This window comes from Roseisolibacter agri, from assembly GCF_030159095.1.
GTDB lineage: Bacteria > Gemmatimonadota > Gemmatimonadetes > Gemmatimonadales > Gemmatimonadaceae > Roseisolibacter > Roseisolibacter agri.
Genome location: NZ_BRXS01000002.1, coordinates 704736 through 719393, shown reverse-complemented (window position 1 = coordinate 719393; position 14658 = coordinate 704736). Strand labels below are relative to the sequence as shown.

The 14658-nt window shown below is 74.3% G+C and carries 8 protein-coding genes; 1 reads left to right on the top strand and 7 read right to left on the bottom strand.

Going from position 1 to position 14658, the window contains the following annotated elements; genetic code table 11:
• Positions 1–188: 188 nt before the first annotated feature.
• Positions 189–2714, bottom strand: a complete 2526-nt coding sequence (locus rosag_RS07995) for an AfsR/SARP family transcriptional regulator (RefSeq protein WP_284349545.1) — start codon at positions 2712–2714, stop codon at positions 189–191.
• Positions 2715–2942: 228 nt separating this feature from the next.
• Here rosag_RS07995 and rosag_RS07990 point away from each other — a divergent pair, with 228 nt between their 5' ends.
• Positions 2943–5198, top strand: coding sequence for an RCC1 domain-containing protein (locus rosag_RS07990; RefSeq protein ID WP_284349544.1), 2256 nt, complete (start codon positions 2943–2945; stop codon positions 5196–5198).
• Positions 5199–5551: 353 nt separating this feature from the next.
• On the opposite strand, the gene rosag_RS07985 is transcribed toward rosag_RS07990, so the two are convergent.
• Genes rosag_RS07985 through rosag_RS07960 form a run of 6 tightly spaced genes read right to left on the bottom strand, consistent with a single transcriptional unit; the run spans position 5552 to position 14479 of the window.
• Entirely contained in the window at positions 5552–5767 is a 216-nt protein-coding gene (locus rosag_RS07985; RefSeq protein WP_284349543.1) for a hypothetical protein, read from the bottom strand.
• Positions 5764–6573, bottom strand: coding sequence for a hypothetical protein (locus tag rosag_RS07980; protein WP_284349542.1), 810 nt, complete (start codon positions 6571–6573; stop codon positions 5764–5766). Before rosag_RS07980 ends, rosag_RS07985 begins: the two co-directional genes overlap by 4 nt.
• Positions 6570–6797: a hypothetical protein gene (locus rosag_RS07975; protein ID WP_284349541.1), complete on the bottom strand. Its 228-nt coding sequence runs from the start codon at positions 6795–6797 to the stop codon at positions 6570–6572. Before rosag_RS07975 ends, rosag_RS07980 begins: the two co-directional genes overlap by 4 nt.
• Positions 6794–9388: a serine/threonine-protein kinase gene (locus tag rosag_RS07970; RefSeq protein ID WP_284349540.1), complete on the bottom strand. Its 2595-nt coding sequence runs from the start codon at positions 9386–9388 to the stop codon at positions 6794–6796. Before rosag_RS07970 ends, rosag_RS07975 begins: the two co-directional genes overlap by 4 nt.
• On the bottom strand, positions 9385–11751 hold the full coding sequence (locus rosag_RS07965) for a serine/threonine-protein kinase (RefSeq protein WP_284349539.1): 2367 nt from the start codon (positions 11749–11751) through the stop codon (positions 9385–9387). Before rosag_RS07965 ends, rosag_RS07970 begins: the two co-directional genes overlap by 4 nt.
• A gap of 10 nt (positions 11752–11761) precedes the next feature.
• Positions 11762–14479, bottom strand: a complete 2718-nt coding sequence (locus rosag_RS07960; protein WP_284349538.1) for a serine/threonine-protein kinase — start codon at positions 14477–14479, stop codon at positions 11762–11764.
• Positions 14480–14658 lie beyond the last annotated feature (179 nt).

The window sequence follows — 14658 nt, the reverse complement described above, 5'->3', positions numbered from 1 at the left end:
GGGCGTTCGCGAGTCTCGCGGGGCGTCGTCTTGCTGGAGTGGCCAGGGAGGGAATCGAGCCCCCGACACGGGATTTTCAGGCCGTGCGACCACGGGGCGGCACTGGGTGTAGACGGTGCGCGCGGTGGTGTGCTCGGTGCGCGTGAAAGCGCGTGGTGAGCGCAGCTCCCTCTTCTGGTCCCTCGACGTCACCGACGCGGGGATCCACGGTCGAGCCCTGCACGACGGCGTGCGACGCGCGCCCGGCGCGCGTCCAGCGCCGGCTCGGCGACGCGCCACGCTGCGAGCACGCGTCCGTACTCGGCCGCCGCGCTGTCGGGCTGCGCCGCCGCGTCGTATGCCTCGGCGAGTGCGAGCCGGAACTCGGGCCCCGTGACGTAGAAGAGATTCGCCTGCTCGAGTCCGCGCCACGCCGCCGGGCGAAGCACCGCCACTGCCTCCCCGGCTCGCCCCTCGTCGACCAGCAGACGGGCGAGTTCCAACCGGGCCCTGGGGAGCCCGCGAAAAGGGCGCCCGAGCGCGTGTCGCAACTCGGCGATGGCCTCGCGTCGCAGCTGGGCGGCATGGGCGGGGTCGCCGGCACGGCGCGCACGCGCTGCGAGCACCATCCCACGCACCTGGTGCGGCAGCGCCGAGCCACGTCCCGACACGTACGGTCGCACGAGGGCCGCGATCGTGTCGGCCAGCGCCGCCGCGCGGTCCAGCTCCCCCGCGGCAAGCAGCGATGTCGCCACATGCGTGAGATACCACGCACGCTGCAGCGCGCCCCCGCTCGCGGTGAGCTCGAGCCGGCCGTATGACCGCGCCGCGAGCGGCGCCCAATCGGCGGCGAGCGCGAATGCGGCCGCGGCTTCACGCGGACGTCCCCGCTCGAGCAGGATCTGCGCGTGCGCGCGGAAGGGGGAGCACGACGGCCCCATCGACTCGCACAGGGCGGCCGCGTGCCGCGCGGCGACCTCGTGACGCCCCGCGTAGCGCTCGGCGATGAGCCGCAGCCAGTTCGCGGCGCCGCGATCGCGCGAGTCCCCCACCCGCGCGTAGACGCCCAGCCAGTCGGCGGCGCCAGCATAGTCGCCCTCGCACGCCAAGCGGAGCGCGGGCCGGAGGCGCGACGCCGCGATCACCCGCATCGGGGGGACGGCGAGCGCGGAGTCTGCGGCCGCGCACCGGCCGCGCACGGTGAGCACGTCGGCGAGTCGCTCCCACCCCGCCGCCCGATCCGGCATGCGCGCGATCCACTCGCGGGCGACGCGCTCCGCGTCATCGAACGCCGCAAGGGAGATGTGCGACTCGTACAACGCGACGTACGCCTCGCTCAGCGCGCCGTCCACCTCGTCGCCGCGCGCAGCCGTGCGCCGGACCACCGGCGTCAGCTCCGCGACGACGGTCTCGTAGCGGCCGGCATACGTGAGCAGCTGGCCGCGGGCGGCCATCGCCTCGACGTCGTCGGCGTGGTGCGCCGCGAGCGTGTCCGACGCCGCCAGCCGCGCCGAGTCGAGGGTGAGCGTGCCGACGACGGTGCGCACGTACAGGCGGTCACGCGTCGAGGCGTGGACCGCCAGCGACTCCGCCTTCGCGAAGAGCGCGATCCGCGTCGAGTCGTTCGGGGCGATGCGCCCTGCCAGCACCGCGGCCCGCGCGAGTCTGGGGTCCTCGCGCAGGGCGGAGGTCAGCAGCCGAAAGACTGCCGCGCTGTCGAGCGCCCCGATTCCGGCGAGCCCCTCTCGGTACAGCGCCTGCGCGGCAGGCGAGACCACCGCATCCGCCGGGGTCACCACGCGGCCACCATAGAGCACGATCGCGACGGTGGTGACCGCGACCAGCGCGACGCCCGCGCCCACCGTCAGGTGGCCCATCAGCCGCGCACGCGAAGCGATTGCTGGGCGCATCGATGGAACAGCGACCGGACGCTGGTCGCCGCTGCGCAGCGGTGGCGCCGTGACGGCCGGCGGGGGGTCCAGTGGGGGACCCGGCTCGGTGGTGAGAGAGGGCGGTGTGGGCGGCCAGGGCGCCACGCGCAGCTGTCGGGCGAACGATTCCACGAGCGGATCCGGCGCCGCGTCCAGCTCCTGCGTCATCAGCCGCGCGTGCAGCTCGGCGTGGCGCAGCGCGCCGGCCCGGTCGCCGGCCGCATCGAGCGCCCGCATCAGACCGAGTGCCGAGTGCGTCCGGCAGGGGTCGTGCGCCACGAGCCGTCCCCACCACTCGACCGCTCCCGCCGTGTCGCCGTCGCGCTCGGCCGCGTCCGCCAGCTCCTCTAGCGCCCCAGCATACTGTCGGGCGAGGCGCGCACGCTCGCCCTCCACCCACGCTTCGAACGTCGCGGCGTCCTTCAGGAACAGGCCGTCGAGAAGTGGCCCCGAGTACAGCGTGACGACCCGTCGGGCATCGCCAGCGGTGACCGCCGCCTCGAACGCGCCCAGATCGCTCACCACGAGCCCCGTGTCGAGCCGCAGCTCGTCGCCCTGCGAGACGACCACCGGACCGAACGTCTGTCGCAGGGCGTGGACTGCGACGTTGAGGCGATGACGGGCACGGAGTGCCTCGCTCTCCGGCCAGAGCAGCGCCAGGAGCCGGTCCCGGCTGACGGCGCGTGGCGCGGCATGGGCCAGGAGCGCGAGCAGGGCCACACGATGGCGCTGCGCAGCCGCCCCGGTGACCACTCGTCCCTCCTGGAGCAGCTCCGGAGTGCCGAGGAAGCGCAGCGACAGCATACGGAGGCCTTTTCGAACGCGCCCCCAAGCGGTCAGGCAGGCCTGGCGGGCAGTTGAGCGCGCGTTGACGGCAAACGGACGGTGAATTGACCGGCCGCGCTAGCATATGAGCCCCAGCCGGGGCGGGCAAGCACGCGCTGCGAGCACGCAGCACGTGGCGAGGCCGTCGATGGACGCGCGAGGGCGCGTGCTCCCGGTCGACAACTGGTCACGCCAGGAGCGCTGCGTATGATCCGGTTTCGGGGGCCCGTGCGGGCCCGACAGCTGACGTCTCGTGCGTCGGAAGCCTCGCCAGTTGTCCCGGCCCTCGAGCTCGCGAGGCGCACGGTCGTCGCGCTGGCGATCGCCTCGGGGGTCGTCGGTTGCCACGACGAGATCGCCCCACTCGGCCCGGCCCAGGTGGCGGACGCCCCGAACGCTCTGGTCGTCTCGACGCCGCACTCGTTCAGGTGGCTAGCCACCAACGTCTCGGGCTTCGTGCCATGCGGCATCCGTTCGGACGGAGCCGTGGAGTGCTGGGGTGCGATGCGAGCGTATCTCGCACCGGTTCACGTCCCGACCTCGGGTACCTTCACACAGGTCGTCAGCGTCGTCTCCCCGCTCATCTACAACGTCCGGAACCTCGATCCGTACGGGAACTACTTCACGTACTCGACTGCGGATCGCGTGAAGGTCTGCGCACTCAGAAGCGATGGTGTCGTGAAGTGCTGGGCATACTTCGACGACCCCAGCTTCTCCGAGCCCGAACGGGAGCATCGTGCGAGCGTCGGCCGCTTCGTTCAAGTGGAGGTCGCCGGCTACAACGACTTCGGCGTCTGCGGGCTTCGCTCCGATGGTGTCGTACAGTGTTCCGGTCATCCGTTGAACCAGAACGGAACCTTCATCATGGACTGGGGCAACGCGCCGCCCGAGCGCGCGCCCAGCGTGCCGGGCGAGCAGTTCACCCAGTTCAGCATGAGCCACGACTTCACCTGCGGCCTGCGCAGCGACGGAGTGGTGGAGTGCTGGGGCCGGAACACTGGCGGCGCGGCTCCGCCCGAACGGCTCGCGGCGCCCGGTCGTTTCTACGTCCAGGTGACGACCGGTGACTCCTTCACCTGCGGCCTCCGCGACGATGGTGCGGTGGAGTGTTGGGGAAGCAGCGGGTCCGTGGTGACGGAGCGGAGGCCTGTGGACGGGCGTTACATCCAGGTGACCGCAGGCGGACACGCGTGTGCGCTCCGCACCGATGGAGTGGTGGAATGCTGGGGGCGCAACGAGAGCGGACAGGCGCCCGCAGAGCGCGCCACCACCAACGGGCGCCGCTTTGTACAGGTCATGGCATCGGGCGGCTCCACCTGCGCGGTGCGCGACGACGGGATCGTGGAGTGCTGGGGCTACAACGCCGACGGCCAGGCACCCGCCACGAAGACCGCGTCTGGCTCGTGGACCCGCCGTGAGTACCCCGTTGCCACGTTCGGCGCGCCGGCCAGCGTCACCGTCGGCGCGAGCTTCGACATCGGCTTCAAGAACGCCTATGTGCCCGGTGCGCCCGGGGAGACGGAGTTCACCTACCGCCTCGACTGCGGCGACGGCGCGGGCTACGGCGCGGCCTCGAAGGTCAACGCGATCAGCTGCCCCACGTCCGCGCTCGGCCAGCGCACCGTGCGCGGGCAGGTGATCGACCGCGCTGGCGACGCCACCGAGTACACGGCGCAGGTGTCCGTGCAGATGCAGCGGCAGACCGTCACGCTCGGCTACGTCGCCCCGCGGACGGTCCATCCCGGGGAGACCTACCTCTTCACCGCGACCGCGAGCTCGGGGCTTCCGGCCACGGTGCTGATCACGGCCGCCTCCGCACCCTACTGCTCGATCTCGGGAAGCGGCGCCACGCGCCCGGTGACGTTCCTCGCGGAAGGGGAGTGCACGGTCGTCGCGCATCAGGGTGGGACCGAGCTCGTCGAGCCCGCGTTCCCCCACTCGGTGGCGTTCACCGTGGTGCGACGCCCGCAGACGATCACGCTGGGATCGCTGCCGGGCACCGTCATCGTCGGCGCCCGCCTCGTTCTGACCGCGACCGGCGGCGGGTCGGGCAACCCGGTGACGTTCACATCGCTCACGCCGGCCACCTGCGCCACGAGCGGGCCGAGCGGCGCCACGCTGGCGATCACCGGACCCGGCTGGTGCAGGGTCCAGGCGGACCAGGCCGGGACACCCGCGTATCTGCCGGCCACGCCCGTGCTTGCCGAGCTCTCGGCCATGACGCCGGAGCACGCCACGACGATGCTGCACGCGTCCGTGATCGAGTATGGGCATCAGGAGATCGCGGCTCCGCTGCTCGCCGCCGTCGGCGCACTTCGGCGCGGCAGCACCGCCGAGGCATGCCGCCAGCTCGACGTGTTCATCCGCGTGGTGGAGGCGCGCCGCACGAAGTTCATTCGCACGTCGCTCGCCGACGCCTGGATCGCCGAGGCCACCCGCATACGAGAGGCTCTCGGCTGCTGATGGACGATGCGACGGTCAGGCCGCGACCACCGACCGGCGGACGCGAGCAATCGCTGACCGAGCGATGAGCTGCCGACACGATGAGGGACCGGATCGCCCGGTCCCTCATCGTGCTCCGGGCGCGGTGGGGCGCTACATGCGTTCCGGGATTTGGATCGGATCAGCGAGGAAGCCCAGCCTGGAACGGAGGCGGACGGAGACGCCGATGCCCACCGGGAACCTCCACCTGACCCGCTACCACGCAAGACGCCCGGCACGCAGCCGCGCGTCGTCGTTTGCGCAAGTCGTTGTCCTGCAACGGACTGGCGTGGCCAGGGAGGGAATCGAGCCCCCGAACGGCGTGGTCGTCCGCGTCACGAGACCACCTCCTGGGCGGGCGTCCGGCCGGCCGCGGGGCCGCCTGGTGCGCCGTCCCCCCCACTGACCGGGAGCCGCACGTAGAGCCTGGTGCCGCTCCCCGGCCTCGACTCGACGGTGACCGTGCCGCCGCGCCCGAGCTCGCGCTCGACGGCGTAGCGGCCGGCGAGGGCGCGCGTGAGGCGCTCCAGGTCGGAGTGGTCGGCAATCACCGGCGAGTCTCGCGGCCGGACATGAAAGAGTCCCGGTTGATGCGCGGCGCGGACAGCGGCACCGGGCGCTCGCCCAGCACGCGCTCGAGCTCCTGGCGGAGCTCCGTCGTCGCTCGGAGCATGATGCGGTAGTGGGCCGTCGTATTCAGGTTGAAGAACCACATGGCCCGCATGGCGTCGTGCAGGCCGGGTCGCGACCGCAGAACGGCACCACGGACCCGCGCCGGCGCGCCGTAGTCGGGTGCGATGAGCGATGGCTCCTTCGCGCCGAACGCCACGCGCGCCTGGTTCAGCGCGTCCACGTTGCGCGTGCGGGTCTCGATCTCGCCGACGTACGTGGGCAGCAGCGCGCGCAGACGGGAGTCCCGCACCAGGTGGATGTCGCCGTTCTGGATCAGCGCGGCGAACGGCGTCACCATCGGCTGCGCGTCGGACCACCACCCGGCGTCGTCGACGAGGATCGGCAGCGAGTCGTCCGACACGGTGGCGAGCGAGTCGCGCAGCCTGAGGTTTATCTTGAGCGCGACGCTGTCCTCGTGGACGGCCTGCTGGAGTCGGCGCTCGTTCACGCGCGCGGCGTCAAGCAGGTTGCGCAGCTCGCTGCGCTCGCGGATGCGCTCCTGGCGGTCGGTCCACCACGCGCTGCCGGCCAGCGCGAGCAGGACGCCCAACGCCGTCAGGCACACCTGTCCCACGGCGTAGCGCCAGTCGATCCTGATGCGGAGCGAGGGCCAGACGGTCCGCGGCCGCGCCGTCGGTGGCTCGGCCGCGGGCGTGGCCGGCTCGGGTGCCAGGTCGGTAATCATCGAAGCGCCGCCGGCGGCGGGATGGGCGCGAACGCCTCGAGCGCCCGCACCTTGCGCGCGCGCGTCTCCGGATCGAGCCGGCGGCGGCAGAGGGCGAGGTAGCGCGGGTCGCGGGAGAGTGGCGTCCAGGCCGGCGCGTCGGCCGGCATGCGCATCGACCGTTCGAGCGCGGCGAACGCGGCGCCGAGCGATGTCAGGACCTGGTCGCGGAGCGCGTCGCTCACCGGTCCATCTCCGCCAACCGCCGGAAGCGCGGGTCCCCGTGGAGCGACCGGTACGGCCACATCGTGCGCAGCATCGCCGGCGTGCGCCCGGACGGCACCGCGAGCAGCCGCTCGAGGCGCGCGAGCGTCGCCGCCGTGTCGCCGAGCACGAGCTCCGCGTACGCGAGATAGTCCTGCGCCGCCGCGGCGTTCGGCTCGTCGGGGAGCGCGAGAGCGCGCCGAGCGCTGTCGGCGAGCGCGATCGCGCGGCGCGCCTCGGCCGCGCGGCCGGTGGCCGCGAGCGCGATCGCACGCGCCGCGGCGGTCTCTCCGACGGTCAACGAGCGAGCGTCGAGCATCGAGCCGCGTGCGACGAGCGTCGAGTCGAACCACGCACGCGCGCGAGCGGTCTGCCCGTGCTCGCGCGCCCACGCGCCGACCGCCGCGAAGCCGAGCGGCGTACGGCCCGCGGGCTCGAATCCGCCGGGCCACGCGCCGTCGCGCTTCCAACCGAAACCGGGCGTCATCGTCGCCGGGACCATCCAGAAATCTTCGGCGTCTGCGTCCGGACGTCCGGTGGCGTGCAGGCCGTCGGACAGCGCGCGTCGTGCCGCGGCAGCGTCGCCGCGGGCGAGCGCGACGCGCATGAGAGCACTGTGCCCTCCCCAGTCGTCGGGGTTGACCGCCGCGAAGCGCGCGGCGTGTCGCGCCGCGTCGTCGAGACGGCGGAAATGCCAGAGGAAGAAGACGCGCAGATAGTTCGACCGCGCGTCCAGCGGGTCCAGCCTCGCCGTCCGCTCGAGGTTCGCGAAGCCCTCGTCGCGCTGCCCCGTGGCTACCTGCACCGCGCCGAGCTCACTGAGGATCTCCGCGTCGCCTGGCTTAAGCGCGTGCGCGCGCGCGAGCTCGCGCGCCGCGTCGACGAGGCGCGACTCGCGAAAGATGAGATGCTCCGCGCGGAGGAAGTGCGCCTCCGCGAGGTTCGGGTCGAGCGCGAGCGCGGTGCGAAGCGCGGCCTCGTAGCGTGGCAACGCCGCGCTGTCGGTGCGCGCCCGGAGCTCCTCGATGCGTGCCAGCTCCGCGAAGGCGAGCGCGAACTTGGGGTCGAGCTGCGTCGCGCGCTCGAGCAGCACGGCCGCCTCGGCGCGCCGGCGCGCTCGCACGAGCGCGCCGGCGCGGAGAAAGAGCTCGTACGCCTCCGGCACACGCGTCGGCATCTCCGAGAGCGCCGCGCGCTCGCCCGGACGGAGCGCGACGCCGATCGCGTCGACAACACGCGTCGCGATCTCGGACTCGGCGCGGAACGGATCGCTCGACGTGACGACGATCGGCGTGCCGGACCACCGCGCGACTGCGTCGCGCGTGCGGACGAGCGTGGGCGTGACCTGCGCACGCCAGCCGCCGGCAGAGTCGCGCGCCCACGCGACCACGCCCTCGAGCAGATACGCGACGCCGAGCTCACGGCCGATCTGCGTGGCGCCCTTCGTCGTCGCCTTGTATATCGACGCGCTGCGGCGGTCGATCACGGTGATGCCTTGCACGTCGACCAGCTTTCCCGTGATCGCGTCGGTGAGGCCGTCGGCGAAGAACGCCTGATCGGCGGGGCCGCGGTGCTCGAACGGGAGGACCGCCACGCTCGGCGCGTCGGCGCCGCGCGCCGTGCGGGCCCGAAGCGCAAGTCCCGCGGCCGACGCGACACCCACGAGCGAGACGACGGCCACGGCGACGCGGCGCGTGCGGCGTGCGGTGGACGCGGGCGGCTCGCCCGTCGCGACGCCGTCGAGCGCGGCGAGCAGATCGGCGGCGGCCGCAGGCCGCTCGGCCGCCTCCTTCGCGAGGCAGCGCGCGACTAGGGTGGCGAGCGGGCGCGGGACCGACGCCGGCAGCGGCGCCGGCGTCTCCGAGAAGTGCGCCGCCATGAGCGCTTGCGGCGACGTTTTCCCTGTGAACGGGTGCCGGCCCGCGAGCAGCTCGTACGCGACGACGCCCCACGCGTACAGGTCCGCACGATGGTCGGTCGCGGGGTCACCCGCCGCCTGCTCGGGCGCCATGTAGGCCGGGGTGCCCAGCGACGTGCCGATCTGCGTGAGCGTCCCGCCCGGCGCCTGCGTCCTCGACGCCTGCAGCGCCTTCGCGATGCCGAAGTCGGCGACCACCGCCGAGCGGCCGCTGAGCAACACGTTCTCCGGCTTGACGTCGCGGTGCACGATGCCCTGCGCGTGCGCGTGCTCCAGCGCCGCGGCGACGTCGCGCAGGACGCCCACCGCCTCGGCGAGCGGCACCGCGCCGTCGCCGAGCCGCTGCCGCAGCGACGCGCCGCGCACGAACGGCATGGTGTAGTACGGCAGCCCGTCCGCGGTCACGCCGGCCGCCAGCACCGGCACGATGTGCGGGTCCTGCAGCCCCGCCGCGAGCCGGATCTCGCGCGCGAACCGCTCCGCGCTGATGTCCGCCGCCAGCTCCGGCGCGAGTACCTTCACGACGACGTCGCGCCCCAACGCCTCGTCGTGCGCGACGAACACGCGGCTCATCCCACCGCCGCCCAGCTCGCGCTCCAGCGTGTACGCCGCGCCCAACGACGCCTGGAGGCGCTCGCGCAGCGGGTCCCTCATCGTGCGCCTCCGGCCGCATCGCCCGCGAGCCCGACGCGCCGCCGCACCGCCTCGAATCGCGGGTCGCCGCGCAGCGCGGCGAAGTCGGGGTCGAGGTCGACGAACATCGTGTACGCCGAGCCGGCGTCGGCCGCGCGCGCGAGCCAGGCGAGCGCGCCGTCGCGGTCGCCCAACGCGAGGCACAGCTTCGCCATCCAGTCGCCCACGACGTAGCGCGTGCGCGCCTCGGCCTCGAGCTGCGCGCGCACGCGGCGCGCCTCCTCGATCCGCCCGAGCCGCGCGAGCGCGACGCCCATGCCCGCGGTGCTGAGGTCGCGGTCGCCCACTGCACGGCCGCGCTCGAACGCCGCGAGCGCGTCCGCCTCCCGGTGCAGGTCGAGCAGGATCGTCCCCAGCGTACCGTGCGAGATGCCGACGTCGCCCTGCAGCGCGATCGCCTGGCGCGCGAGCCGCTCGGCGTCCGCGGTGCGGCCAGCGTAACGCAGCACCCACGCGGGAAATGCGGCGACGACGCCCGCGAGCGGGTCGATGTCGCGCGTGCGGAGCGCGATCGCGACGCCGGCGTCGCGGTCCTCGAGCAGCACGAGGAAGCCGCCGAGCGCCTGCAGCATCGCGTCGTTCGGCGACGCGTCGACGGCGCGGCGGACCTCGGCCACGAGATCGCGGACGGAGATGCGGCGCAGGTACGCGAGCCCGAGCGCGCGGTCGAAGCGCGCGGTGCCGAGCGTCGAGTCGATGGCGAGCGCGCGCGACGCCGCCGCGATCATGTGCTCGCCCGCCTCGCGCGGCGCGACGTGCTCGTCGCCGAGGTTCGCCCACGCGACGCCGATCGCCGCCCACGCGTCGGCGTAGCTCGGGTCGCGCGCCACCGCCTGCTCGAACAGCGCGATCGCCTCGCGGAGCGACGCCGCGGAGTACTGCAGTTGCTTCGCGCGGCCGCGCAGGTACAGCTCGTGCGCGACGGTGTCGCGCGTGCCGCCGCGCGCCAGGCGGACGGAGTCGGCGCCGCCGAGCCGCACGCGGAGCGCGGCGGCCACGGCGCGCGCGATCTCGGCCTGCACCGCGAACACGTCGGCCGCGTCGCGCTCGTACGTGTCGGACCAGGCCAGCGTGCCGTCGCCGGTGTTGGTGAGACGCGCCGCGATGCGCACGCGCGCGCCCGCGCGCCGCACGCTCCCCTCCAGCACCTGCCCCACGTGCAGGCGCGCGCCGACCTCGCGCGCGTCGAGCGACGTCCGGTCGCGGAAGGCCGCCGCCGACAGGCCGCCGACGACGCGCACGCCGGGGAGCTTCGACACGACGCTCGTCAGCTCCTCGGTGAGGCCGTCGGCGAAGTACGCGCTGGCGGTGTCGCCGCTCGCGTTCGCGAGGGGGAGCACGGCCAGCGACCGGCCGTCGGCCGACGGCGACGAGCCGGCGCGGGTCCGGTACAGCCGCGCGCCCACCGCGGCCGACCCACCCAACGCGATGACGGCCGCGACTGCGGTGAGCCGCCACCCGCGACCGGCCGCGCGCCCGGCGCCCGTCGTCGTCGCGTCGAGCGCCTGCAGCAGCTCGCGCGCGCTCTGCGGGCGGCGCGCCGGGTCCTTCTGCAGGCACCGCATCACGAGCGCGGCGAGCGGCCGCGGCACGCCGGCGGGCAGCGGCGCGGGCGTCTCGCTCATGTGCGCCGCGAACAGCGCGTGCGCGGGGCGCCCCGCGAACGGCGCCGCGCCGGTGAGCAGCTCGTACGCGACGCAGCCGAGCGCGTAGAGATCCGCGCGGTGATCGGTCGCCGGGTCGCCCGCGGCCTGCTCGGGGGCCATGTACGCCGGCGTGCCGAGCGACGTCCCCACGCGCGTCAGCGTCTCGCCGTCCGCCCGGGTCTTCGACGCCGACAGCGCCTTCGCGATGCCGAAGTCGGTCACCACCGCGGCGTCGCCCGAGAGGAGGATGTTGTCGGGCTTGATGTCGCGGTGCACGACGCCGCGCTCGTGGGCGTAGGCGAGCGCGCGCGCCACGTCGCGCAGGATCGAGACGGCATCGTCGACCGGAAGCGGCCCGCGCGCGAGGCGCTGGCGCAGCGAGAGCCCGTCGACGTACGGCATCGTGTAGTACGGCACGCCGTCGCCCGTCCCGGCCGTGATGACCGGGACGATGTTCGCCTGCTGCAGCGCGGCGGCGAGCCGGATCTCGCGCGCGAACCGGTCGGCGGAGAGTCCCTCGGCCAGCTCGGGCGACAGCACCTTCACGACCACGTCGCGGCCCAGCGCCTCCTCGCGCGCCACGAACACGCGCGACATGCCACCGCCGCCGAGCTCGCGCTCGAGCGTGTAGGCGGCACCTAGCGAGGTCTGGAGACGGTGTCTGAGGAGGTCGGTCATCGCGCCCACGTCACCCGCGCGGCGCGATCAGCGCCTGGAACCCGGGATAGGCGCGCAGCAGGTCGAACGTGAGCTCGTCGTGGTACAGCGCCGCATCCCATCCCCCTTCCGCCTGCTCGCGCAGCAGCGACGTCGCACGCTCGAAGTCGCCGAGCGCGGCGGCGACGCCCGCGCGCCACCGCAGGTTCGCGTCGTGCCGGTTCCGCCGGTGTCGGCCGCTCACCGCGGGCAGCGAGTCCGCCCGCACGGCTGCCTGCGTCAGGCGGGCCGCGAGCTGCGCGGCGCGCGGGCGGTCACCGCGCTTCGCCGCCGCGAGTGCGGCCAGGCCCAGCGCACCGGGATCCTGGGGCGCCTGCGTCAGGAGCGAGTCGGCGAGACGGGCCGCGCGATCCCACTGGTCGGTCGCCACCAGGACGTCCGCGGCGAGCGATCGCGCCCCGCCGGAGACGTACACGCCCTCCGAGAGCTGCGCGCGCGTCGAGGCGCTGAACAGGCCCGGGCGCGCCTGTAGCCACGACCCGATCGCGCGCGCCAGGTCGCCATGGCCGTGCGACCGCGCCTCCCAGAGCGCGGCGACGGCGGCGCCGCCGACTGAGGTGCGCGACTCCGTCGGCCGCGCCTCCACCGCGTCGAGGAGGCGCATGACCTCGGTGGTCCGACCCAGCACGGCGAGCGCGTGCAGCTCGGTCTGGGTCGCGAGCAGCCGGTTCGGGTACTGCGCCCGCGCGCGGCGCGCGACCTCCAGCGCGCGCTCGTGCTGGCCGAGCGCGTGGAGCGAGGTCAGGACGTACCCGTAGTAGAAGATCCGGCCCCGCAGCCCCCCGCTCATGGGATCCAGCGCATCGAGCTCGGCGAGCGCGCGGCGCGGGAAGCCGAGGGCGTTCAGGCTGGGCCCCTGCAGATACGCGGGGAACGGCGAGCGCGGCGCCGAGAGTCTCATGCGCCCCGTCGCGTCGAGGGCCGCACGCCGGTCGCCGTCCAGGATGGCCTTGTGGAAGTCGAAGTACGCCGACTCGTACCCCGAGAGCCGGGCGCGGCGGCGCTCGATGATCCGCAGCACCGAATCCGCCTCCACGTCGCGGCCCATGTTGCTCAGGAGCGACACGAGCCGCTGCAGCGGATACACGTACGACGAGTCGAGCGCGGCCGCGCGCTCGAACGCCAGCACGGCCGCCGCCTCGTCCTCGTAGAACAGCGCCTCCGCGCGGAGGAACTCGCGATACGCCTCGTAGCTCGGCGGCCGCGAGATCTGCGTCGCCGCGCCGGCGAGCGTCGAGTCGATCATCGGCGCGAGCCCGCCCGTCACGAGCTGGCGAAGCCGCTCCACGCCATCGAGGGGCCGGGTCACCGACGACGACACCGGTCCGACGCTCTGCACCAGCCTCCCCGCCGCGACGTCGGTGAAGTCGGCCTGGAACAGCAGGCTGTCGCCCTGCCTGTAGTACGCGCCGGAGACCACGAGCCCCGCGCGCGCCTCGCGGCCCAACTGAACGGCTGCCGACGCGCCCGGCGCGAGCTTGACGCCGGCGCGCGCCGCGAGCTCGTCGGCCGTCCCCGCGACGTCGACGAGCCCCGTGCCGGCGAGGCCGCGCGCGATCCAGTCCGCGGCCATCGCGCCGACCGGGTCGAGCGACGCGTCGCCGCTCTTGTTGACGAACGTCGCCACGGCGACGCGCTGCGGCGCGACGGCGTCGGCCGCAGGAGCCTTCGCGCGGGTCGTCCACCACCAGCCGGCCCCGCCCAACGCGGCGACCGCCACGATCGCGGCCGCGGCGAGCACCGCTCGCGGCGCGCGCGACCGGCGCCCGGGCGCGACACCGTCCGCCGACACGCGCACCGCCGTCGTCGGCACGCTGCCGCCGCTCGGCGTGCTGATAGTGTCGAGCGCCTGCACGACCTCCTGCGCGCTCTGGGGGCGGTCGGCGGCGCGCTTCTCGAGGCAGCGCATGACGAGCGCGGCGAGCGCCGGCGGCACCGACGCGCGACGCCGCGCGACGGGCTCCGGCGCCTCGGTCACGTGCGCCGCGAGGAGCCCCTGCGGCGTGCGCCCGACGAACGGCGGCTGGCCGGTGAGGAGCTCGTACGCCAGCACGCCGAACGCGTAGACGTCGGCGCGGTGGTCCACCGCCGGGTCCGCGCTCGCCTGCTCGGGGCTCATGTACGCGGGCGTGCCGAGCGCAACGCCGAGCGAGGTCACGCCGCCGTGCTCGCCGTTGCTCGAGGCGCTGAGCGCCTTCGCGACGCCGAAGTCGGTGACCATCGCACTGCCGCGCGACAGCAGCACGTTGTCCGGCTTGATGTCGCGGTGCACGATCCCCTTCTCGTGCGCGTAGGCGAGCGCGGTCGCGACCTCGCGCAGCACGCGCACCGCCTCGTGCAGCGGCAGCTCGCCGGAGCGCGCCAGCCGCGCGCGCAGCGACTCCCCGTCGACGAGCGGCATCGTGAAGTACGGCAGCCCGTCCAGATCGCCGGCCGAGAACAGCGGCACGATGTGCGGGTGCTGCAGGCGCGCGGCGAGGGCGATCTCTCGCTTGAAGCGCTCGACGGAGACGCCGGCCGCCATCTCCGGCGGCAGCAGCTTGACGACCACGTCGCGGCCGAGTGCCTCCTCGCGCGCGACGAAGACGCGCGACATCCCGCCGCCGCCGAGCTCCCGCTCCAGGGTGTAGCTCGCGCCGAGGGTGGCCTGGAGCTGGTCGCGCAGGGGGTCGCGCTGGGGGTCGGCCACGAAAGGGCGGAACGGCAGGTAGGAGGCGGCGGGCCGGACGGGCAACTGCCGCACGAAGGCGCGCCAACATACGGCCCCGGCCGGAATCCGGAAACACCCGAAGTCGCTGGCGTCGACGCTCGTGGTCAGCAGGCCCCATGCTCCCTTGACGCCGTCGGCGGCCGGCCGTAAGCATTCCC

What these genes read in the sequence shown, in the direction of transcription:
- rosag_RS07995 (WP_284349545.1), bottom strand. Translation starts at nt 2,714, where the DNA reads ATGCTGTCGCTGCGCTTCCTCGGCACTCCGGAGCTGCTCCAGGAGGGA.
- rosag_RS07990 (WP_284349544.1), top strand. Translation starts at nt 2,943, where the DNA reads ATGATCCGGTTTCGGGGGCCCGTGCGGGCCCGACAGCTGACGTCTCGT.
- rosag_RS07980 (WP_284349542.1), bottom strand. Translation starts at nt 6,573, where the DNA reads ATGATTACCGACCTGGCACCCGAGCCGGCCACGCCCGCGGCCGAGCCA.
- rosag_RS07970 (WP_284349540.1), bottom strand. Translation starts at nt 9,388, where the DNA reads ATGAGGGACCCGCTGCGCGAGCGCCTCCAGGCGTCGTTGGGCGCGGCG.
- rosag_RS07965 (WP_284349539.1), bottom strand. Translation starts at nt 11,751, where the DNA reads ATGACCGACCTCCTCAGACACCGTCTCCAGACCTCGCTAGGTGCCGCC.